The organism is Enterobacter sp. 237C8 (assembly GCF_034106865.1).
Lineage (GTDB): Bacteria > Pseudomonadota > Gammaproteobacteria > Enterobacterales > Enterobacteriaceae > Enterobacter > Enterobacter asburiae_B.
The window spans coordinates 1,731,741-1,752,664 of sequence record NZ_JAWNDF010000001.1 but is presented as its reverse complement, the minus strand read 5'-3'; the positions used below and the strand labels follow the sequence as shown (position 1 = coordinate 1,752,664).

The 20,924-nt window shown below is 55.6% G+C and carries 21 protein-coding genes and 1 pseudogene; 13 read left to right on the top strand and 9 right to left on the bottom strand.

Annotated elements, in window-relative coordinates:
- Positions 1-73: 73 nt before the first annotated feature.
- The 3 genes and pseudogenes from USF70_RS08505 to USF70_RS08495 form a co-directional block, all read left to right on the top strand.
- Positions 74-1,459 (top strand): annotated as a pseudogene (locus USF70_RS08505) (RHS repeat-associated core domain-containing protein); the annotation flags it as partial.
- A gap of 11 nt (positions 1,460-1,470) precedes the next feature.
- Positions 1,471-1,953 (top strand): SMI1/KNR4 family protein, encoded by a 483-nt coding sequence (locus tag USF70_RS08500; protein ID WP_048980911.1) that lies wholly within the window; start codon positions 1,471-1,473, stop codon positions 1,951-1,953.
- Positions 1,954-2,423: 470 nt separating this feature from the next.
- Entirely contained in the window at positions 2,424-2,594 is a 171-nt protein-coding gene (locus tag USF70_RS08495) for a hypothetical protein (protein WP_232937796.1), read from the top strand.
- A 58-nt stretch (positions 2,595-2,652) separates the two neighbouring features.
- Here the strand turns inward: USF70_RS08495 and ychF are convergent, their stop codons facing one another.
- A complete protein-coding gene (gene ychF, locus USF70_RS08490) occupies positions 2,653-3,747 on the bottom strand; it encodes a redox-regulated ATPase YchF (protein WP_010432886.1) in 1,095 nt (364 codons plus the stop codon).
- A gap of 126 nt (positions 3,748-3,873) precedes the next feature.
- Positions 3,874-4,458, bottom strand: a complete 585-nt coding sequence (gene pth / locus USF70_RS08485) for an aminoacyl-tRNA hydrolase (protein WP_023336005.1) — start codon at positions 4,456-4,458, stop codon at positions 3,874-3,876.
- A gap of 274 nt (positions 4,459-4,732) precedes the next feature.
- Here pth and ychH point away from each other — a divergent pair, with 274 nt between their 5' ends.
- Both ychH and USF70_RS08475 read left to right on the top strand, forming a co-directional pair.
- The gene (gene ychH, locus USF70_RS08480) at positions 4,733-5,008 is read left to right on the top strand and encodes a stress-induced protein YchH (protein WP_223560776.1); all 276 of its coding nucleotides are present in this window, start codon (positions 4,733-4,735) and stop codon (positions 5,006-5,008) included.
- Between the two features lie 121 nt (positions 5,009-5,129).
- Positions 5,130-6,170 carry a MerR family transcriptional regulator gene (locus USF70_RS08475; protein ID WP_320735533.1) on the top strand — a complete coding sequence of 347 codons (1,041 nt, stop codon included), beginning with the start codon at positions 5,130-5,132 and terminating at the stop codon, positions 6,168-6,170.
- 3 nt (positions 6,171-6,173) lie between these two features.
- On the opposite strand, the gene dauA is transcribed toward USF70_RS08475, so the two are convergent.
- The 4 genes from dauA to lolB all read right to left on the bottom strand — a co-directional run bounded on the left by dauA (position 6,174) and on the right by lolB (position 10,528).
- A complete protein-coding gene (dauA, locus tag USF70_RS08470; RefSeq protein ID WP_320735532.1) occupies positions 6,174-7,853 on the bottom strand; it encodes a C4-dicarboxylic acid transporter DauA in 1,680 nt (559 codons plus the stop codon).
- A 124-nt stretch (positions 7,854-7,977) separates the two neighbouring features.
- Positions 7,978-8,925, bottom strand: coding sequence for a ribose-phosphate diphosphokinase (gene prs / locus USF70_RS08465; protein ID WP_003856663.1), 948 nt, complete (start codon positions 8,923-8,925; stop codon positions 7,978-7,980).
- Positions 8,926-9,050: 125 nt separating this feature from the next.
- On the bottom strand, positions 9,051-9,920 hold the full coding sequence (ispE, locus tag USF70_RS08460; RefSeq protein WP_087822747.1) for a 4-(cytidine 5'-diphospho)-2-C-methyl-D-erythritol kinase: 870 nt from the start codon (positions 9,918-9,920) through the stop codon (positions 9,051-9,053).
- On the bottom strand, positions 9,917-10,528 hold the full coding sequence (lolB, locus tag USF70_RS08455; protein WP_023312128.1) for a lipoprotein insertase outer membrane protein LolB: 612 nt from the start codon (positions 10,526-10,528) through the stop codon (positions 9,917-9,919). Before lolB ends, ispE begins: the two co-directional genes overlap by 4 nt.
- Before the next feature lie 201 nt (positions 10,529-10,729).
- Here lolB and hemA point away from each other — a divergent pair, with 201 nt between their 5' ends.
- Genes hemA through kdsA form a run of 6 tightly spaced genes read left to right on the top strand, consistent with a single transcriptional unit; the run spans position 10,730 to position 16,033 of the window.
- Positions 10,730-11,986 carry a glutamyl-tRNA reductase gene (gene hemA / locus USF70_RS08450; protein ID WP_023335999.1) on the top strand — a complete coding sequence of 419 codons (1,257 nt, stop codon included), beginning with the start codon at positions 10,730-10,732 and terminating at the stop codon, positions 11,984-11,986.
- 41 nt (positions 11,987-12,027) lie between these two features.
- Positions 12,028-13,110, top strand: coding sequence for a peptide chain release factor 1 (gene prfA, locus USF70_RS08445; RefSeq protein WP_021240360.1), 1,083 nt, complete (start codon positions 12,028-12,030; stop codon positions 13,108-13,110).
- Positions 13,110-13,940: a peptide chain release factor N(5)-glutamine methyltransferase gene (gene prmC / locus USF70_RS08440; RefSeq protein WP_143346864.1), complete on the top strand. Its 831-nt coding sequence runs from the start codon at positions 13,110-13,112 to the stop codon at positions 13,938-13,940. The genes prfA and prmC overlap by 1 nt, the downstream gene beginning before the upstream one ends.
- Positions 13,937-14,329, top strand: a complete 393-nt coding sequence (gene sirB2 / locus USF70_RS08435; RefSeq protein WP_039263588.1) for an invasion regulator SirB2 — start codon at positions 13,937-13,939, stop codon at positions 14,327-14,329. Before prmC ends, sirB2 begins: the two co-directional genes overlap by 4 nt.
- Before the next feature lie 3 nt (positions 14,330-14,332).
- Complete coding sequence (gene sirB1 / locus USF70_RS08430) at positions 14,333-15,142, top strand: invasion regulator SirB1 (protein WP_320735531.1); 810 nt, start codon at positions 14,333-14,335, stop codon at positions 15,140-15,142.
- Positions 15,143-15,178: 36 nt separating this feature from the next.
- Positions 15,179-16,033, top strand: a complete 855-nt coding sequence (gene kdsA / locus USF70_RS08425) for a 3-deoxy-8-phosphooctulonate synthase (protein ID WP_029741601.1) — start codon at positions 15,179-15,181, stop codon at positions 16,031-16,033.
- Between the two features lie 88 nt (positions 16,034-16,121).
- Here kdsA and chaA read toward each other — a convergent pair whose 3' ends face one another.
- Positions 16,122-17,222, bottom strand: a complete 1,101-nt coding sequence (chaA, locus tag USF70_RS08420) for a sodium-potassium/proton antiporter ChaA (protein WP_023312122.1) — start codon at positions 17,220-17,222, stop codon at positions 16,122-16,124.
- A gap of 270 nt (positions 17,223-17,492) precedes the next feature.
- On the opposite strand from chaA, the gene chaB reads away from it, so the two are divergent.
- Both chaB and USF70_RS08410 read left to right on the top strand, forming a co-directional pair.
- Entirely contained in the window at positions 17,493-17,723 is a 231-nt protein-coding gene (gene chaB, locus USF70_RS08415; RefSeq protein WP_023312121.1) for a putative cation transport regulator ChaB, read from the top strand.
- Between the two features lie 177 nt (positions 17,724-17,900).
- Entirely contained in the window at positions 17,901-18,596 is a 696-nt protein-coding gene (locus USF70_RS08410) for a gamma-glutamylcyclotransferase (protein ID WP_047061041.1), read from the top strand.
- A gap of 29 nt (positions 18,597-18,625) precedes the next feature.
- On the opposite strand, the gene USF70_RS08405 is transcribed toward USF70_RS08410, so the two are convergent.
- Positions 18,626-18,865: a DUF1883 domain-containing protein gene (locus tag USF70_RS08405; protein ID WP_010432930.1), complete on the bottom strand. Its 240-nt coding sequence runs from the start codon at positions 18,863-18,865 to the stop codon at positions 18,626-18,628.
- A 211-nt stretch (positions 18,866-19,076) separates the two neighbouring features.
- Positions 19,077-20,861, bottom strand: coding sequence for a methyl-accepting chemotaxis protein (locus USF70_RS08400; RefSeq protein WP_047061040.1), 1,785 nt, complete (start codon positions 20,859-20,861; stop codon positions 19,077-19,079).
- Positions 20,862-20,924 lie beyond the last annotated feature (63 nt).

Genomic DNA, 20,924 nt, shown 5'->3' with positions numbered 1-20,924 from the left:
TTGCTTACCCTTCCCTCCATAAGCTTTCAATATACTCGCGACGAACATCCCATCCTGGTAATAGCCCCCGTGACTGCTGACCACCCGCAGCGAATACGATCGTCTTGGCCGACTGCATCGCCGGGACGTCTTTACCGGCAATGCCCAGCGCCCGTCGCCGCGCCGCTGGTCCCGACGCTGGGATTACGACTACCGCAATAACCTGGTGCGTGAAGAGCGGGACGATAACCCATTCAGCTGGTACCGCTGGCAGTACGACAGCGCCGGGCGCCTGCTCGTTCAGGACGGCACGCTGCCCGGACAGGAGCAGTGGCGCTGGGATGCAGCCGGTAACCCGCTCGAAGGTTCCGCTGAGAAGGTCACGTATAACCGCCTGACGCAGCTGAACGGCGTTCGCTGGCGCTATGATATCCACGGCCGCACCGTGGAAAAAGATAACGGCCAGACCCGCTGGCACTACCGCTACGACGGTGAACACCGACTGACGGAGGTCATCAGCCAGCCGCGGGACCGCAACAAACCGCGGACGCACGTCAGCTTCCGCTACGATCCGCTCGGTCGCCGCATCAGCAAAACGCGACGCCAGATGCTGGGCGAACAGCCAACCGGCAAGCCGGTCACCACCCGGTTTGTCTGGGAAGGGTTCCGCCTGCTGCAGGAGGTGCATGGGGATGTGCCGCTCACCTACGTCTACAGCGATCAGGACAGTTACGATCCGCTGGCGCGTATTGATGGCGTTAATGCTCCGGAGATCTTCTGGTTCCACTGCCAGCCCAACGGCACACCGGAGCGGATGACGGATATCGAAGGGCAGGTGCGCTGGGAAGGAGTGAACAGCGCCTGGGGCAAGCTGCTGCGGGAAAGCGAGACGCAGGTATCAGGATATTCTCAGAACCTGCGCATGCAGGGGCAATACCAGGACCGTGAGACAGGGCTGCACTACAATCTGTTCCGGTATTACGACCCGGACTGCGGGCGGTTTACGCAGCAGGACCCGATAGGGCTGGCGGGGGGGATAAACCTTTACCAGTATGCGCCGAATGCGCTGGGATGGGTGGATCCGTGGGGGTTGGCATTAAAGGGAGTTGACTTTACAGGAAGCCCAGATCTTTTCCCTACCAATGGAACGAAACAGAATATTGTATCTATTACAATGCAAGGAACTCGAGATAGAGATTTCACCGAGGCTTTCAAGGCCGCCGGTATTTCTAAAAGCGAAGCAACTGGATATACATGGCATCATGTCGATGACTTTGACCCAGCCACAGGAAGGACAACAATGCAATTAGTAAAAACTTCTGCGCATGAAGCTACTTTCCCACATAAAGGCTCAGTCTCACAATTCGAGAAATATTTTGGCGTAAAATATGGTTCCCAAGAAGCCATTGCTGTTTCTCATTCTAAAGGCTGGTTGAAGGGGCGTGTCCCGAAAAAATTGCGTGCAAACTGTCACCAGTGAGGTATAAATCTATGAATCATTTCAGTAACTGTGAAAAAAAGATTGGACGTGCAGATATTGCTAAAACGGAAGAGAAATTATCTATTACTCTTCCGGATGATTTCGTTTCACATTATCTGCAATTTAATGGTGGCATCCCAGAGAAAAGTTGGTGGGACGGTGATGAAGATTTTGAGCCAATAGAGGTGGCTGCGTTTAAGCCATTTGTTTATAATAGTCAGACAAATAATGCCCTTGGATCTTTAATTGACGGTTGCTATATCAGCATGGTGGATAGGGAAGTGATTCCTAAAAACCTGCTTCCTTTCGCAAATGATTGGGGAGGTAATTTCTTCTGCCTGGATTTAGATAATTACTCAATTGTATATTTTGCTACAGATTCTTTTGATGAGGATTTGACTATGCAAGAGAATCACACAAAACTTCAAAGATATCTGACAAATTCATTTGCTAACTTTGTTAACGGATTAGTAGCAGAAGAGGATCTTTCTTAAAGAATACTTAAGAATTTAATCGATTTATTTAATTCGATTGCTGTTATTTTGCTATTCATATTGTTAATAAAACTCTGTGACACAAGTCATAGGGTTTTATTATAAAACACCATGGCGCTTGGTGGTATGAACATCCCCAGGATCCCAGGTGAAATAAATTACATTAAAACATGAAAATATTCCAGTTAGCAACATATATTAAATAATATTAATTGACTTGTTAATCTTGGTATGACAACGGCACTCACTCGTGTTATCTAGGCTCAGTCTCTTAGCTTATTTATAAAATGGCTGAAAACTTATGAATGTGAGAGCACCAACCTGGAAGCAATTAATGAAATAACGGGTTATCTCGCAAAAAAGAGACTAACAAATATCAATGCTGGAAATCTTTAGTCAAAGAACCTAAGAAAGTTGTGTAGAATAATATTATCCCAAAAATAACCTTCCCGGAGTCTGAGGAAGGCTCAATGACTGAGAACTTAAAATGGGACCTTGTGAATTACTTGCTTGAAGATGCGTATAGTAATTTTCTTCAAGAGCCATTCTTTTTTGACGGATTAATTAATGTTTATGAAGCTGGGCATATGCCCTGTGGGTGGTCAGTTACTTGGCCAGCGGGTAAACTCGTTATCTATTGATAGATCACGCGCAAAAAAAATCCACGCCAAGGCGTGGATTTTTTTCATTCAAAACAACTCAAACGTTAAACAAGAAGTTCATCACATCGCCATCTTTAACGATGTAGTCTTTACCTTCCGCACGCATCTTGCCTGCTTCTTTCGCGCCTTGCTCACCCTTGTAGGTGATAAAGTCTTCAAACGCGATAGTCTGCGCACGAATAAAGCCTTTCTCGAAGTCGGTGTGGATCTTACCGGCCGCCTGAGGAGCTGTCGCACCAACAGGAATCGTCCACGCACGCACTTCTTTCACGCCAGCGGTGAAGTAGGTCTGAAGGTTCAGCAGCTCATAGCCCGCGCGGATCACGCGGTTCAGGCCCGGCTCTTCCAGACCCAGCTCGGCCATGAACTCTTCACGGTCGGCGTCGTCCAGCTCAGCGATGTCGGATTCAACGGCAGCGCAAACCGCCACAACCACAGAACCTTCAGCCGCCGCGATTTCACGCACTTTGTCGAGGTACGGGTTGTTCTCAAAACCGTCTTCGTTAACGTTGGCGATGTACATGGTTGGCTTCAGGGTCAAGAAGCTCAGGTATTTGATCGCCGCTTTGTCTTCTTCAGTCAGGTTTTTCAGCGCGCGCAGCATGCCCGCGTTTTCAAGCTGCGGCAGACATTTTTCCAGCGCAGCCAGTTCCGCTTTCGCGTCCTTGTCGCCGCCTTTGGCTTTCTTCTGCACGCGGTGAATAGCGCGTTCGCAGGTGTCGAGGTCAGAGAGCGCCAGCTCGGTGTTGATGACGTCGATGTCGTCAGCCGGATCCACTTTGTTGTTAACGTGGATGATGTTGTCGTTCTCGAAGCAGCGCACAACGTGGCCGATCGCTTCGGTTTCACGAATGTTGGTCAGGAACTGGTTACCCAGGCCTTCACCTTTGGATGCGCCTTTTACCAGGCCCGCGATGTCCACGAATTCCATGGTGGTTGGCAGAATGCGCTGCGGCTTCACGATTTCCGCGAGCTGGTCCAGACGCGGGTCCGGCATGGGCACAACGCCGGTGTTAGGTTCGATGGTACAGAACGGGAAGTTCGCCGCTTCGATACCCGCTTTGGTAAGCGCGTTAAACAGGGTGGATTTGCCCACGTTTGGCAGACCGACGATACCGCATTTGAATCCCATTTCTAAATCACCTTAATATCTTGATAATCAATCCGTTAACGATAACCGATTGATGAAAAGTAAATAACTACGCCTATTATACACGTAACCCGCATGACGCGCGGTAAAAAAGCCGAATCGGGCGGATTATTGCGCTTTGAAAGCGTGTAAGCGGTTTGTCGCTTTGGTTAACCCATCTTTCAGCCAGATTTCAGTGCAGCGCGCCGCTTCGTCTACCGCCTCGTCAATCAGTTTCTGCTCAGAAACCGGGGGCTTACCGAGTACGAAACCGACAACTTTGTTTTTATCGCCCGGATGGCCGATTCCAACGCGCAAACGGTGGAAATTCGGGTTATTGCCCAGCTTGCTGATGATGTCTTTGAGGCCGTTGTGGCCGCCGTGCCCGCCGCCAAGCTTGAATTTTGCCACGCCGGGCGGGAGATCCAGCTCATCGTGTGCGACCAGGATTTCATCCGGATTGATGCGATAAAACGTTGCCATTGCCGCCACCGCTTTACCACTCAGGTTCATAAAGGTGGTGGGCACCAGTAAACGAACATCCGCGCCAGCAAGGTTGATACGTGAGGTATACCCGAAGAATTTAGGTTCTTCACGCAGGGGAGCACGTAACCGCTCGGCCAGCAGATCGACGTACCATGCCCCGGCGTTGTGGCGGGTGGCCGCATACTCTGCGCCGGGGTTGGCGAGGCCGACAATCAGTTTAATCGTCACGATTCAATTCCTAATGGGTTCCAGATCTGGCGCGTAGTTTACTGTCTGGCGCGCCGCTTGACAAAATTCTGCGATCTTCCCAGCGAAATACGAATAATTTCTGATTTGAACCATTAGAATTTCAAGCTGTTCAAAGCCTTATTTGTAAACTTTTGTTTGGGACTTATCTGTAATTGTGATCATTCACGCAACTCATAAAAGGGGCGTTGTCTATACTTTACACACAAGGATTAGGGGCTTTTCCCCTGACAACCCAAAGTTCCGGAGGTGACACATGAAACGTAAAAACGCTTCGTTACTCGGTAACGTACTGATGGGATTGGGGCTGTTCGTGATGGTAGCCGGCGTGGGTTATTCCATTTTAAACCAGTTACCTCAGATTAACCTCCCGCAATACTTCGCGCACGGCGCGATATTGAGCATCTTCGTTGGTGCGGTATTGTGGCTTGCAGGGGCGCGCGTGAGCGGCCATGAGGAAGTCTGCGATAAATACTGGTGGGTGCGCCACTACGACAAACGCTGTCGTCGCGATCAGCATAAGCACAGCTAGTGCTACGATAAAGAACGCCGAAACGGCTCCCGAGGGAGTCGTTTTTTTTTGCATCAAGGGTTGACCCTCACGTAACGTAAGGCTCCAGAGTGGTGCCACTGGCAAAGAAAAAGGAGCAGTTATGTTGATTCAGGTGGGTGAACTGGCGAAACGCGCCGGGATCACCGTGCGGACATTGCACCACTATGAGCAAACAGGGTTGTTGCTGCCTTCTGCCAGAAGCGCGGCAGGTTACCGGCTTTACAACCTGGCGGATGTCCAGCGTCTGCATATGATCCAGGCGCTGGCAAAAGCGGGGCTGGAACTTGCTGAAATCAGGGATTTCCTGGAACAGGAGTCGCTGTCGTTAACCGAGTTACTCGATGCGCAAATCACGCTGCTGGATAAACAGCTGCGCAGCATACATACGCTGCGCGACCGGCTGGTGGAGCTGCGAACCGGGCTTCTCGACGATGCGACGCCGGATCTGGAATCCTGGCTACAGACTCTGGAGTTAATGAATATGTACGATCGCTGGTTTAGCAAAGAAGAGTTACAGCAGCTGCCGTTTGCGGTGCAGAAGGATGCGCTGGCGGCTATCTGGTCAGGGCTGGTTGCAGAGGCCAACACGCTGCTGGAGCACCATATACCCGCTACGGATGCCCGGGCGATGGATCTGGCGACGCGCTGGATGGAGCGCCTTGAGCAGGACACGGCGGGCAAGCCGGAGTTTCTCACCCGGCTGAACGAGATGCACAGCGTTGAACCGCAGATGCAGGCGCAGACCGGCATCACGCCGGAGATGACGGATTACATCACGCGCGCGTTTGCTGAGTCTAAGCTCTGCATATGGGAGAAGTATCTCACTGCCGAAGAGATGGCCTTTACCCGGGCACACTACTTTGACCGCATGATGGAGTGGCCGCCGCTGGTGGCGAAACTGCATCAGGCGCAGCGGGAAAATATCGATCCTGCCTGTGAGGAGGCGCAAAAGCTGGCTGAAAACTGGCTGGCATTGTTCCAGTCTTACGCGGGCAAGAACCCGGAAACTCAGCAAAAGTTTCGCGCTGCCATGCAGCAGGAGCCGCACCTGATGAAAGGAACCTGGATGACGCCTGCCGTGCTTGCATGGCTCCAGCAGGCGATCGGGGTGATGATGCAGAGACGTTTCTCTGCATCATGAGACTCACAGATCCGCTAACGCGGCTTCACGGTTAGGGTAGAAGGAGAGTCGGCCAGGGATCGGCTGTACGCCCGCGCGCGCCATGGTGCGCAGCGGCTGAAACTCCAGGTTACTCACCCGCAGCTCGCAGCCTTCCGGCAGACGTTTCACAAAGCGCTGGAAGGCATCCAGGCCGCCTGCATCCAGCACCGGTACGGCATCCCATTTCAGCACCACAACCCGTTTGCCCGCGATGCGGGACTCCAGATCGCTGAACAGACCTTCCGCCGCGGCGAAGAACAGCGGACCAATCACGCGCAGCACCAGCACATCGTCAGGCACCTCGACGTTAACCGGGGAAAGGCGCGTCATCTGCGCGATACGGCGCATAAACAGCAGGGAAGCCAGCACGATCCCGACGCTGATGGCGATAACCATATCGAACAGCACGGTCAGCGACATGCAGATCAGCATCACGATGATGTCGTCTTTCGGCGCGCGACGAAGCAGGTTCACCACCTTGTGCGCCTCGCTCATGTTCCAGGCCACCATCAGCAGCAGGGCGGCCATGGCGGAAAGCGGTAGCCAGGAGAGCAGCGGGGCGAGGATCAGCAGGGCGAGGATCACCAGCACGGAGTGGATAACCGCCGAAACCGGTGAGGTTGCACCCGCGCGCACGTTGGCCGCAGAACGGGCGATGGCTGCCGTTGCGGTAATACCGCCGAAGAACGGCGCGACGAGGTTGCCTAATCCCTGACCGACCAGTTCGCTGTTGGCTTTGTGCTTAGTGCCGGTCATGCCGTCCAGAACGACGGCGCAGAGCAGGGATTCAATTGCCCCCAGCATTGCCATAGAGAACGCGGCGGGAAGCAGGGCGCGTAGGGAATCCCAGCTTAGGGTAAAGCTAGAGCCGGGCATGTCCCACGGTAGCACCAGCTGCGGTAGCAGTTGCGGAATGCCGCTCCCCTGTGAACCGTCCGCCAGAACATAGTGGAACTGCGAGCCGATAGTCGCGACGTGACCACCGAGCATATTGACGATCGCCATCACCGCGCAGCCCAACAGCAGCGCGGGCAGATGGCCCGGCAGACGAATACCGAGGCGAGGCCAGACGATCAGCGTGCCCAGCGTCACAATCCCGATGGCGGCGTCGCCCAGGTTGGCCGTCGGCAGCGCCATAAACAGCGCCCCCACTTTTTGCAGGTAGTGCTCCGGTACGTGGGGCATCTTCAGGCCGAGGAAATCCTTGATCTGCATGGTTCCGATGGTGATACCAATCCCCGATGTGAATCCCAGCGTCACGGAAAGGGGAATATATTCAATCAGGCGACCAAAGCGGGCCAGACCAAACAGAATCAAAAAGACGCCGGACATCAGAGTGGCGACCAGTAGGCCTGCCAGACCAAACTGCTGTGAAACCGGGTAGAGGATCACCACGAAGGCGGCGGTCGGGCCGGAGACGCTGAAGCGCGAGCCGCCCGTCAGGGCAATGACTATCCCGGCAACGGCCGAGGTGTACAGACCGTACTGCGGCGCAACGCCGCTGCCAATCGCCAGCGCCATCGCCAGCGGGATGGCGATAATGCCGACGGTGATCCCGGCAATCAGGTCACGGACAAAGCGTGACGAGGTGTACTTCTCTTTCCAGCAGGCGTCGATGAGGGCGCGAAAGGGCAGAACATGTGAGGAGGCTACGTTTTTCACAATTATCTATCATCCGTATGCGCATCATCTGTCATGTGAATGGCAGGTGAAGGAGGCATTAATCATACAAATAAAACCCGGAGACAAAAAAACCCGCCGCAGCGGGTTTTTCGGCCGTGTTCGATTAGTGTTCGAACATTGCTGAGATGGATTCTTCGTTGCTGATACGACGAATCGCTTCGGCCAGCATCCCGGACAGGGTCAACGTACGCACGTTTGGCAGTGCTTTGATCTCGTCGCTCAGTGGGATGGTATCGCATACCACAACTTCGTCAATGACGGAGTTGCGCAGGTTGTTTACCGCGTTACCGGAGAAGATCGGGTGAGTCGCGTAAGCGAACACGCGCTTGGCACCACGCTCTTTCAGCGCTTCAGCTGCTTTACACAGCGTACCGCCGGTATCGATCATGTCGTCAACCAGCACGCAGTCACGGCCAGCAACGTCACCGATGATGTGCATGACCTGAGAAACGTTAGCGCGAGGACGGCGTTTGTCGATGATCGCCATGTCGGTATCGTTCAGCAGCTTAGCGATAGCACGGGCACGTACCACGCCGCCGATGTCCGGAGAAACCACGATTGGGTTATCCAGGTTCAGCTGCAGCATGTCTTCCAGCAGAATTGGGCTGCCGAATACGTTATCAACCGGAACGTCGAAGAAGCCCTGGATCTGCTCTGCGTGCAGGTCAACGGTCAGTACGCGGTCAACGCCGACGCTGGACAGGAAATCAGCGACAACTTTAGCGGTGATTGGCACACGTGCGGAACGGACGCGACGGTCCTGACGGGCATAGCCGAAGTAAGGGATTACAGCAGTGATACGGCCTGCGGAAGCGCGACGCAGGGCGTCGACCATAACAACCAATTCCATCAGGTTGTCGTTTGTTGGAGCACAGGTGGACTGGATGATGAAAATATCACCACCGCGTACATTTTCGTTAATTTGTACGCTGACTTCGCCGTCGCTAAAGCGACCTACGGCGGCGTCGCCGAGGGAAGTGTACAGGCGGTTGGCAATACGTTGTGCTAGTTCCGGGGTGGCGTTACCAGCAAAAAGCTTCATATCAGGCACGAGAAGAACCTCAGGCATGCGTCCAGTGGTGGATAGCGTTCGCCGCAAACTGTGCGGGCCAGGCGAAGGCTATCCAGGCGGTGTATTAAAGAGCGCGATGCAACGTCTGGAACAGGGTGACGTTGTCACCGAAACTCAGTCTGCGCCAGAATGGTCTGCTGTAGGGGGGAGGTGTTCATCCCGCGAGCTACAAAACCATGCAGCCAAACCGGCGCTTGCTCAAGCACCTGACGAGCGGCGGATTCGGTGTCAAATTCAGCAAAGACACAGGCTCCTGTACCAGTCAGGCGCGACGGCGCGTATTCTAACAGCCAGGAAAGCACCGCATCAACCTCGCGAAAACGTTTTCTTGCGATATCCTCGCAATCGTTGCTGAATTCACAATTTAATAACGTTTCTATTGACCGAACCGGGGTATTCCTTTTCAGGTCAGGATCTTTAAAGATGACCGGGGTCGGAATGCTCACGCCAGGATGGGCAACCAGATACCACTTCTCCAGCGGTTCAGCCGGGGAGAGGATCTCACCCACGCCTTCAGCAAAGGCCGCATGACCGCGCACAAACACCGGGACATCCGCCCCCAGCGTCAGGCCCAGGGCTGCCAGTTCGTCCTTCGACAGCCCGCAGCCCCAGAGGTGGTTCAGCGCAACCAGCACGGTGGCGGCGTTGGATGATCCACCGCCCAGACCGCCGCCCATCGGCAGGCGTTTCTCGATACGGATATCCGCACCGCTTCCCGCGGTCAGACGGCCCGATTCCGCCGCGGCTTTCATCAGCAGACGCGCGGCGCGCACGATCAGGTTGTCCTCATGCGCCACGCCTTCGACCGGCGTTAGCAGGCAAATCTGCCCGTCCTGGCGCAGTTCAATAGAGATCGTGTCGCCATAGTCAATAAACTGAAACAGCGTCTGGAGGGTGTGATAACCGTCAGCACGCTGGCCGGTAATGTATAAAAATAGGTTCAGCTTTGCCGGAGAGGGCCAGTGGGTCATCATTTAACGATCCAGTTGTCCATTTTCAGCTTGATACGCTGGCTGCCCTGGGTCAGCTCCATGTTTGATGGCAGCGACGGTTTACTCTTGCTGTCATAGGCGCTGTACACCACTTTCCAGGTTTTGCCGTTCTGGGTGTAGTTCACCTGGCTCAGACGGTACTGGTCGTCAAGGGTGTAGTCCGTTGCCTCACCCGGCAGGCCAAGGATCCACTGGCGCAGGCTGTTGAGCGGGATAGGCATCCCGGTCAGCTTGCCAATCATCTCTTCGGCATCGGTCGCGGTATAGTGCTGGCCTTTGTTATCGGTGATCTGCGCTTCGCCCGGTTTGGCGATAAGCTCCAGTTCGGTGCTGCCCAGCGGGTTCAGCAGCAGAAGGCGGTAGTTGTCCTGCCCCGTCTGCTGCCAGAAGAAGCGGGCATAAACCTTTTGTTCGTCAGAGAGATAAGCGAAAGCGCCGCGGGTCTGGTACTGGTTTAAATTACGGACGTCCTGCTGGTGCTGACGCCACTGCGGTGAATCAGGGCTTTTGCCCGGGCCTTTTGGTTGGGTGACGGTACACGCGGTCAGAACCAGTGCTGCCAGCGGCAGCAGGCGAATCAGTCGGGTCATAATGAGGACAAATCCTTGAGATACGTTGCAGTTATAACTGTTAATGCTAGCGTCGAAGGGGGCTACCGTCTACGTTCAAATTATCTCAAAGGGTTGTGTAACCTATTACTCCGAAAGGAGGCAGTCCCTTTTATTGATCTCGCGCATCCTGTATGATGCGTTCTGCTAACCTTATTAACGCTGGTACTACTCCCGCTCAACATGACCCTATTAGCACTCGGCATCAACCACAAAACGGCTCCGGTTTCGCTGCGAGAACGCGTGACGTTTTCGCCGGATACGCTTGACCTGGCGCTGGACAGCCTGCTTGCACAGCCTATGGTGCAGGGTGGCGTGGTGCTCTCGACGTGCAACCGTACCGAGCTGTATTTAAGCGTGGAAGAGCAGGACAACCTGCACGAAGCGCTGATCCGCTGGCTATGTGACTACCACAACCTCAATGAAGACGAGCTGCGCAACAGCCTGTACTGGCATCAGGACAACGATGCCGTCAGCCATCTGATGCGCGTCGCCAGCGGGCTGGATTCGCTGGTGCTGGGCGAGCCGCAAATTCTGGGTCAGGTGAAAAAAGCCTTTGCAGATTCGCAAAAAGGGCATCTGAAGGCCAGCGAGCTGGAGCGCATGTTCCAGAAGTCGTTCTCCGTGGCGAAGCGTGTGCGAACCGAAACCGACATTGGTGCCAGTGCGGTTTCTGTTGCTTTCGCGGCCTGCACCCTTGCACGCCAAATCTTTGAATCCCTTTCTACCGTCACCGTGATGCTGGTGGGGGCGGGCGAAACCATCGAACTTGTGGCGCGCCATCTGCGCGAGCATAAAGTGAAAAAGATGATTATCGCTAACCGCACCCGCGAACGCGCGCAGGTGCTGGCGGATGAAGTGGGTGCAGAGGTGGTTGCCCTGAGCGACATCGATGAACGCCTGAAAGAGGCTGACATTATTATCAGCTCAACCGCCAGCCCGCTGCCGATTATCGGAAAAGGAATGGTGGAGCGTGCGCTGAAGTCCCGCCGTAATCAGCCGATGCTGCTGGTGGATATCGCCGTCCCGCGCGATGTTGAGCCGGAAGTGGGCAAGCTGCCTAACGCCTATCTCTACAGCGTGGATGACCTGCAAAGCATCATTTCGCACAACCTTGCCCAGCGTAAAGCCGCGGCAGTTCAGGCGGAAACCATCGTTGAGCAGGAAACCAGTGAGTTTATGGCCTGGCTGCGCGCGCAAAGCGTCAGCGAGACCATCCGCGAGTACCGCGGGCAGGCGGAGCAGGTGCGTGATGACCTGACTGCCAAAGCGTTAGCAGCCCTTGAACAGGGCGGCGACGCAAATGCGATTATGCAGGATCTGGCGTGGAAACTGACCAACCGCCTGATCCATGCACCAACCAAATCTCTTCAGCAGGCTGCCCGTGACGGGGATGATGAACGCCTGACTATTCTGCGCAACAGCCTCGGGCTGGAATAGCGCCCTATACCCATTTTCTAAGACAAGGTGCACTTACGCCTATGAAGCCTTCTATCGTCGCTAAACTGGAAGCTCTGCACGAGCGCCATGAAGAAGTACAGGCGCTGCTCGGGGATGCCGGGACCATTGCGGACCAGGAACGTTTTCGCGCGCTCTCGCGTGAATACGCGCAGTTAAGTGATGTTTCTAAATGCTTTACCGACTGGCGACAGGTTCAGGAAGATATCGAAACCGCGCAGATGATGCTCGACGATCCTGAAATGCGCGAGATGGCGCAGGAAGAGTTGCAGGATGCGAAAGCGCGTTCTGAAGAGATGGAGCAGCAGCTTCAGGTGCTTCTGCTGCCGAAAGATCCGGACGACGAGCGTAACGCGTTTGTGGAAGTGCGTGCCGGTACCGGCGGTGACGAAGCGGCGCTGTTTGCCGGGGATCTGTTCCGCATGTACAGCCGCTACGCCGAATCGCGTCGCTGGCGCGTGGAGATCATGAGCGCCAACGAAGGCGAACATGGTGGCTACAAAGAGGTTATCGCCAAGATCAGCGGCGACGGCGTGTACGGTCGTCTCAAGTTTGAATCCGGCGGTCACCGCGTGCAGCGCGTGCCGGCCACCGAATCTCAGGGCCGCATTCACACCTCCGCCTGTACGGTTGCGGTGATGCCGGAGCTGCCGGAAGCTGAACTGCCCGACATCAATCCGGCGGACCTGCGTATTGATACGTTCCGCTCCTCTGGCGCGGGCGGTCAGCACGTTAACACCACCGATTCCGCTATCCGTATTACCCACCTGCCGACCGGCATCGTCGTCGAATGTCAGGACGAGCGTTCGCAGCACAAAAACAAAGCCAAGGCGTTGTCCGTGCTGGGCGCGCGTATCCACGCAGCCGAAATGGCGAAGCGCCAGCAGGCGGAAGCGTCTACGCGGCGTAACCTGCTGGGCAGCGGCGATCGCAGCGACCGTAACCGCACCTACAATTTCCCGCAGGGGCGCGTAACCGATCACCGCATCAACCTGACGCTGTACCGTCTGGACGAGGTGATGGAAGGGAAGCTGGATATGCTGATCGAGCCTATCGTGCAGGAATACCAGGCCGACCAGCTGGCGGCGCTGTCCGAGCAGGAATAATGGATTTTCAGCGCTGGTTACGTGAGGCGGCCGGTGAGCTTTCAGAAAGCGAAAGCCCGAAACGCGACGCCGAGATTTTGCTTGAGCACGTGACGGGTAAAGCCCGCACGTATCTGCTGGCTTTTGGCGAAACCGAACTGACCGCGGAACAGGAAGCGCAGCTCGCCGCGCTGCTTGCTCGCCGTAAAACCGGCGAGCCGGTGGCGCATCTGGTCGGTGAGCGTGAGTTCTGGTCGTTACCGCTGTACGTCTCGGCGGCGACGCTGATCCCGCGTCCGGACACCGAGTGCCTGGTGGAGCAGGCGCTGGCGCGTTTACCTGCGGCGGCCTGCAGCATTCTCGATCTCGGTACCGGCACCGGTGCTATCGCGCTGGCGCTGGCCACCGAGCGGCCCGACTGCGCGGTAACGGCGGTGGATGTGATGTCCGATGCGGTGGCGCTGGCGCAGCGTAACGTGGAACGTCTCGGGCTTCGCAACGTGACGGTGCTGCAAAGCAGCTGGTTTGCCGCGCTGGAGAATCGCTCATTTGCGATGATTGTCAGCAATCCTCCCTATATCGACGAACATGACCCGCACCTTGCGCAGGGAGACGTGCGCTTCGAACCGCTGACGGCGCTCGTGGCCGCCAACGCGGGATTAGCCGATCTCGAACACATTGTGACAACGTCACGGGAACATTTACTTCCCGGCGGCTGGCTGCTCGTGGAGCATGGCTGGACGCAGGGAGAGGGCGTTCGGGCACTGTTTACGCAAGCTGGCTACGCCGCTGTCGAAACCTGCCGCGACTACGGCGGCAACGAGCGCCTGACGCTGGGGCAGTGGCTATGAGCCTGTTTACCGTGCTCATTACCGTCCACCTCATTTCCGTTGCGCTGACCGTCAGCTTTTTCATCGTCCGTTACTGGTGGCGCTACAGCAACAATCCGCTGATGGATGCCCGCTGGGTGCGTATCGCGCCGCACTGCATCGACACGCTATTGCTCCTTTCCGGCGCCGGACTCATGTTGAAGACCGGCTATCTGCCATTTACTGATAAAGGTGCATGGCTGACTGAAAAGCTGTTTGGCGTTATCATCTACATCGTTTTGGGTTTTATCGCGCTTGGGCGTCGTCGTCCGCGCAGCCAGCAGGTCGGGTTTATCGCCTTTCTGCTGGGTCTGGTGGTGCTGTACATCATCATTAAACTCGCCACCACAAGAATACCGTTACTGGGGTAAGTCATGAGGTCCTTAGCCGATTTCGAATTTAATAAAGTGCCGCTTTGCGATGGCATGATCCTGATTTCTGAGATGATTCGCGACGATTTTACGTCGCAGTTTGTCTACGATGAGCTGGAGAATCTGGTCAGCCTGGCGCGTGAAGAGATTAATCAGGCTCGCCCGCAAGACTGGCAATTAGAGAAGCTGCTGGAGCTTTTCTACGGCGAATGGGGTTTCTGCGACACGCGGGGCGTGTATCGCCTGTCTGACGCGTTATGGCTGGACCAGGTCTTAAAAAATCGTCAGGGCAGCGCCGTGGCGCTGGGCTCTATTTTGCTGTGGGTCGCGCACCGTCTGGATATTCCGCTGGTCCCGGTCATTTTCCCGACGCAGATGATCCTGCGCGCTGAGTGGCTGGACGGTGAAATGTGGCTCATTAATCCCTTCAACGGCGACACGCTGGATAAACATACGCTGGACGTGTGGCTGAAAGGCAATATCAGCCCGGTGGCTGAGCTCTTCAACGAAGATCTCGACGAGGCGGATAACGCCGAGGTCATTCGCAAGCTGCTGGATACGCTGAAGTCCGCGTTGATGGAAGAGCGTCAGATGGAGCTGGCGTTGCGCGCCAGCGAAGTGCTGCTGCAGTTCAACCCGGAAGATCCCTACGAAATTCGCGATCGTGGGCTGATCTACGCGCAGCTCGACTGTGAGCACGTGGCGCTGAATGATTTGAATTATTTCGTCGAGCAGTGTCCGGAAGACCCCATTAGCGAAATGATTCGTGCGCAGATCAACGCGATCTCGCACAAACAAATTACACTGCATTAATCTTAATTCCGATTCACACCTGAATAAGGCGATCCTATGAAACAAAAAGTGGTTAGCATTGGTGATATCAAGGTAGCAAACGACCTGCCGTTCGTACTGTTTGGCGGCATGAACGTGCTGGAATCCCGCGATCTCGCCATGCGTATCTGCGAACACTACGTGACCGTGACCCAGAAGCTGGGCATCCCGTACGTGTTTAAGGCCTCTTTTGACAAAGCCAACCGCTCCTCCATCAACTCTTACCGTGGCCCGGGCCTGGAAGAGGGAATGAAAATTTTCCAGGAGCTGAAGCAGACCTTTGGCGTGAAAGTGATCACCGACGTGCATGAAGCCTCACAGGCGCAGCCGGTGGCAGACGTGGTGGACGTGATTCAGCTTCCGGCGTTCCTGGCGCGCCAGACTGACCTGGTTGCGGCGATGGCGAAAACCGGTGCCGTGATTAATGTGAAAAAACCACAGTTCGTCAGCCCTGGTCAGATGGGTAACATCGTCGATAAGTTTATCGAAGGCGGAAACGACAAGGTGATCCTGTGTGACCGTGGCGCAAACTTCGGTTACGACAACCTGGTTGTCGACATGCTGGGCTTCAGCGTAATGAAAAATGTCTCCGGCCAGTCTCCGGTGATTTTCGACGTGACCCACGCCCTGCAGTGCCGCGACCCGTTTGGCGCCGCGTCCGGCGGCCGTCGCGCTCAGGTGACCGAGCTGGCGCGCGCCGGCATGGCGACCGGCCTGGCCGGCCTGTTCATTGAAGCGCACCCGGATCCGGCTAACGCTAAATGCGACGGCCCATCCGCGCTGCCGCTGGACAAGCTGGAGCCGTTCCTGAAGCAGATCAAAGCGATTGACGATCTGGTGAAGAGCTTCGACGAGCTGGATACCAGCAACTAATAAAAAAACCCGCTTCGGCGGGTTTTTTGTTCTCCCTCTCCCTGTGGGAGAGGGTTGGGGTGAGGGCATCAGCCCGCACCGGATAAAATTATGCAAATATCGTCATCAGATACGCAATAAACAACGCCATATGCGCCGCGCCGTTCAGCACGTTGGTGCGCCCGGTTGAGAACGAAATCTGGCACAGCAGCAACGAGGCGACCATCACAATCATCTCCGGCGCGCCCAGCGCAAACTGCAGCTCGTTGCCCGTCATAAAGGCAATCAGCGTCACCACCGGTACGGTAAGTGAAATCGTCGCCAGTACGGAGCCGAAGAACAGGTTCATTGCGCGCTGTACCTGATTATTCAACACCGCTTTCAGCGCGCCCAGCCCTTCAGGGGACAGGATCAGCAGCGCCACCAGGAAGCCGGTAAACGCCACCGGCGCGTTCAGCTCGGTTAACAGCGTCTCCAGCGGGTTAGCGTTCATCTTGGTGACGGCAATCACCGCAATCAGATGCACGATCAGCCAAACCGTATGCCACGCGCTGCTGTGGGCCGACGGCTTGCCGTGGTGCGGGTCATCATCGTCGCCGTCATCTTCATGCTCGTACACAAATAGGCTCTGGTGCGTTTTGGTCTGAATCAACAGAAACACGCCGTACATGGCGGCGGAAATCAGTGCGACCAGCAGCGCCTGCCCGGTGGAAAAGTTTGCACCCGGCAGCGCCATCGGGAAGACCAGCACGATAATCGCCAGCGGGAAGAGGGCGATAAGATACTGTTTAATGCCGAACAGGTTCATATACTGGGTCGCAAATTTGCGCCCGCCCAGCAGCAGAGAGAAGCCCACCAGGCCGCCCGTTACAATCATGATGATCGAATAGAGCGTATCGCGCATCAGCGTTGGCGCAGCATCGCCGGTCGCCATAAGGGCGGAAATCAGGCTGACTTCGAGAATAACAACGGAAAGGCTGAGAATTAACGATCCGTACGGCTCGCCCAGACGGTGGGCCAGGACGTCCGCATGGCGAACAACGCTAAATGCGCTGGTTAAGATGCCGACCAGGGCAAGAATATTGATACCAACCACCACTGGCAGTGACTGACTGCTTCCCCAGAAGAGCAGCACAGCCAGTGCCAGAACCGGGAAAATGAGTGACGTCTCCTTGTGGCGGGTCTTTACCGCCTCGTGTGTTGCTGTCATGTGCTTCTCCATCAATGCAGGTGCTTGTAATTATAGATAGATTTTTGAGGTCATTAAATTAACAGATCTCTGTTAAATACCCTTTATTTTTTACTTAATTTTACCCTTTGCCATTATTTTCATTGATGATGGGTATAATGCAGATTCTTTGTTGATTACTCATTAAATAACAATAAATTAAAAATGTAATGTACTCATAAATTATTGCCGTGTGGCACGATGGCGTATCGTCGTCCACACTTATCTCTTTAACCAAAAGAGAGGTTAGTGATGCCCTATAAAGCGAAACGCGAATTACCGGATAACGTACAAAACGTGCTGCCCGCTCACGCGCAGGATATCTACAAAGAGGCGTTTAACAGCGCCTGGGATCAGTACAAAGACAAGGACGATCGCCGGGATGATGCCAGCCGTGAAGAGACGGCCCACAAAGTCGCCTGGGCCGCAGTAAAACATGAATATGAGAAAGGAGACGACGATAAATGGCATAAAAAGAAATAGCCGTGAAATGATTCGCTGCCTTCATTTTGACTTTTCAGGCGGTTGAACTTCCGTTGTATTGCAACTGGTCCGCTAATTGCTTATCGTTATTTAACTGCTGGCAAAATGACCAGCATAAAATGCCCGGAAGGCGAATTACAGATGTCGCAAGGAAGCATGCAGTGGCGGAGGTGGAAAGTGTTAACGCGTGATTTCTTAATGAAGGCAGATTGTAAGACGGCATTTGGTGCTATTGAGGAATCGCTTCTCTGGTCAGCTGAACAACGTGCGGCGTCACTCGCTGCCACGCTTGCCTGCCGCCCGGATGATGGCCCGGTATGGATTTTTGGCTACGGCTCCCTGATGTGGAACCCGGCTCTGGAATTTGTCGAATCGGCAACGGGAACGCTGCCTGGCTGGCATCGCGCATTTTGCCTGCGCCTGACGGCCGGACGCGGCAGCGCGTGCCAGCCTGGCCGTATGCTTGCACTGAAAGAGGGCGGGCGCACCACGGGCGTGGCGTATCGCCTGCCGGATGCCACGCTGGAAGAGGAGCTCACGCTGCTCTGGAAGCGCGAGATGATCACCGGCTGCTATATGCCGAGCTGGTGCAAGCTGGAACTGGACGACGGACGCACCGTCAACGCGCTGGTGTTTATTATGGACCCGCGCCATCCGCTGTATGAAGCGGATACCCGCACGCAGGTGATTGCCCCGTTGATTGCCGCTGCCAGCGGGCCTCTGGGCACCAACGCGCAGTATCTCTTCTCCCTCGATCAGGAGCTGACCCGCCTCGGCATGAAGGACGATTGTCTGAATGAGCTGGTGGTGAAGGTGAAGGCGCTGCTGGAAGGGAACCCGCTCAACAGCGCGCTGCGACCGGGTTTTGCCTGACAATACGCCCGGCTGCCGGGCGTTTAAACTTATGCTGCCACGTAGCTGACGGAATGCTCCAGCGACTGGCTGTGGCTATCGATCAGCACATCCCACGTGCCGGTATACGGCACGGTAAGCCAGGCCTTATCGTCCTGTACGGTGAGAATATCCGCCTGGGACTGTTTTTGTGCTTTCGAACTCATCAGATGAATACGACAGCGTTCTGAGCAACGCACCACTACCGTATCCCCGCCAAACAGTTTCAAACTTGTTTTTACCAGTGCCATTTTTTACCCCGTAGTCTTAAACAACGCTCTCCCTGCTGCCATATCCGAGCGTGATGTTGTTCACAATTCACTCATGGCATAACACCAAAGGGGAGGGGGCGAGATGCTGATTTCGATCAAAAAATGGCATAACGATTAAACAAAAATGACAAAATTCCTCAAAATTTACGCTGGCGCGCGTTTTACCCGCTAAACGCGCGCCGGAAGAAGATTAAATGCGGAAATGCCCGGCTGTTTCAGCAAGGTCGCCCGCCTGGCTCTGCAGGGCACCCGCGGCAGCGGCGGATTCCACCACCAGTTCGGCGTTCTGCTGAACCATTCTGTCGAGATGGGTCACCGCGTGGTTGATCTCATGAATCCCTTTCATCTGCTCGCTGGTGGCGATGGAGATTTCGCGCATGATGCCAGAGACGCTGCCGATGCTGGAGCGGATCTCATCCATGCTTTCCCCCGCCAGATGCACGTAGCGGGAGCCGGTTGCCACGCTGTCGGTAGTGGAGTCAATCAGCGATTTGATCTCTTTCGCCGCCTGAGCGCTACGGCTCGCCAGGTTACGCACTTCACCTGCTACGACGGCAAACCCGCGTCCCTGCTCACCCGCACGCGCCGCCTCGACGGAGGCGTTCAGCGCCAGAATGTTGGTCTGGAAAGCAATGCCGTCAATCACGCTGGTGATATCGCCAATTTTTGCCGACGCGACTTCAATGGACTGCATGGTGCTGATCGCCTGCGATACCACCTCGCCGCCGCGCGCCGCGGCCGCTGAGGCCTTGCTCGCCTGGTCGTTCGCTTCTGCCGCCGATTCATTCGACTGCGTCACGGAGGCGGTGATCTGCTCCACGGCGCTGGCCGTCTCGCGCAGGCTGGATGCCGCCTGCTCGGTACGTCCGGAAAGATCCTGGTTACCTGCGGCAATCTCCTGCGCGGCGTTTTTCACCGATTCGCTGGCGTCACGGAGCTGCACCATCACCACCGACAGCTTATCGCTGAAGGCGTTAAAGGCCTGCGCAATCTGCGCGACCTCGTCCTCGCCGTTATCCGGCAGGCGCTGGGACAGATCGTTAGTGCCGTTAGCAATGTTGTGCATCGCGTCGCGAATGTCGGACAAACGCTTGAGCAGGCGGGCAATCAGGAAATGCACAATCGCCGCGCTCAGGAGTGCGAGGATCACCAGCGAAATCCCCGAGGCTTTAAGCAGGGAACGCATGCCGGAGGTGGCGTCCCCGCTGTCGAGCGCGATGACTAACAGCCAGTTTGTGCCCGGCACGGCTGTCGCCACGAAGGTTTTTTCCGCGTCGTTCAGCGTTCCGTCGACGGGGTTACCGCTTTTCAGCGCAGCAAAATCAATGCCCTTGATCGTCTCACCAAACGGTTTCAGCGTCAGAGCCGGATCGTTAGCGGCAATCACGCTGCCGTCGCTGTTCAGAAGCAACCCGCTGCTGGCCGGGGTGGGATGGATCCCGCGCACGTTAGCCACCACGCTGTCCATCGCCACATCGCCCGCCACGACCGCTTTGAGCGTGCCATTTTCTTTCACCGGCACCGCAAAGGTTACCACCAGTTTACCGGTTCCCGCGTCAACATAGGGCGCGGTGACAACCGGACCGTCCGTGCTGACCACCTGCTGATACCACGGGCGAATAGTCGGGTCATAGTCCGCCGGAACGCCCGCCGGTTCAGAGAATTTCGCCGTTTTGCTGGCGTAGCCAACATAGACGTTGGTGAATCCACCCGCCTGCGCAAGCTGTTTAAACACCGGAACCGGGTCGTCATTCAGCGCAACGGTCTGCGCGGAGGCGATCACCGTCATCTTGCTTTTTACCCAGTCGGCAATCGCCATGTTATGGCTGGCGCTGGTGCTGGTCAGGATATCGCGCTGGGACTGCTGGTTATCCTGGCGCGTGACCTGGAAGTTAATGACGGTATTAAGGAGAAGGGCGACGACCAGACAGCCTGCCGTCGCCACGATGATGCGTGCACGAATCGATCTGAACATAAGTGAAATACCTGCTGTGTTGTTTCCATGCCTATCGGCAACCCCGCAGGTAAACTTGATGCT

Bases quoted from the DNA above. Each gene is read 5' to 3' on its own strand.
- USF70_RS08405 (WP_010432930.1), bottom strand. From the start codon at position 18,865: ATGGCACTGGTAAAAACAAGTTTGAAACTGTTTGGCGGGGATACGGTA.
- prfA (WP_021240360.1), top strand. From the start codon at position 12,028: ATGAAGCCTTCTATCGTCGCTAAACTGGAAGCTCTGCACGAGCGCCAT.
- USF70_RS08495 (WP_232937796.1), top strand. From the start codon at position 2,424: ATGACTGAGAACTTAAAATGGGACCTTGTGAATTACTTGCTTGAAGAT.
- sirB2 (WP_039263588.1), top strand. From the start codon at position 13,937: ATGAGCCTGTTTACCGTGCTCATTACCGTCCACCTCATTTCCGTTGCG.
- chaB (WP_023312121.1), top strand. From the start codon at position 17,493: ATGCCCTATAAAGCGAAACGCGAATTACCGGATAACGTACAAAACGTG.
- prmC (WP_143346864.1), top strand. From the start codon at position 13,110: ATGGATTTTCAGCGCTGGTTACGTGAGGCGGCCGGTGAGCTTTCAGAA.
- USF70_RS08475 (WP_320735533.1), top strand. From the start codon at position 5,130: ATGTTGATTCAGGTGGGTGAACTGGCGAAACGCGCCGGGATCACCGTG.
- ychH (WP_223560776.1), top strand. From the start codon at position 4,733: ATGAAACGTAAAAACGCTTCGTTACTCGGTAACGTACTGATGGGATTG.
- kdsA (WP_029741601.1), top strand. From the start codon at position 15,179: ATGAAACAAAAAGTGGTTAGCATTGGTGATATCAAGGTAGCAAACGAC.
- hemA (WP_023335999.1), top strand. From the start codon at position 10,730: ATGACCCTATTAGCACTCGGCATCAACCACAAAACGGCTCCGGTTTCG.
- USF70_RS08400 (WP_047061040.1), bottom strand. From the start codon at position 20,861: ATGTTCAGATCGATTCGTGCACGCATCATCGTGGCGACGGCAGGCTGT.
- sirB1 (WP_320735531.1), top strand. From the start codon at position 14,333: ATGAGGTCCTTAGCCGATTTCGAATTTAATAAAGTGCCGCTTTGCGAT.
- ychF (WP_010432886.1), bottom strand. From the start codon at position 3,747: ATGGGATTCAAATGCGGTATCGTCGGTCTGCCAAACGTGGGCAAATCC.
- USF70_RS08500 (WP_048980911.1), top strand. From the start codon at position 1,471: ATGAATCATTTCAGTAACTGTGAAAAAAAGATTGGACGTGCAGATATT.
- ispE (WP_087822747.1), bottom strand. From the start codon at position 9,920: ATGATGACCCACTGGCCCTCTCCGGCAAAGCTGAACCTATTTTTATAC.
- lolB (WP_023312128.1), bottom strand. From the start codon at position 10,528: ATGACCCGACTGATTCGCCTGCTGCCGCTGGCAGCACTGGTTCTGACC.
- chaA (WP_023312122.1), bottom strand. From the start codon at position 17,222: ATGACAGCAACACACGAGGCGGTAAAGACCCGCCACAAGGAGACGTCA.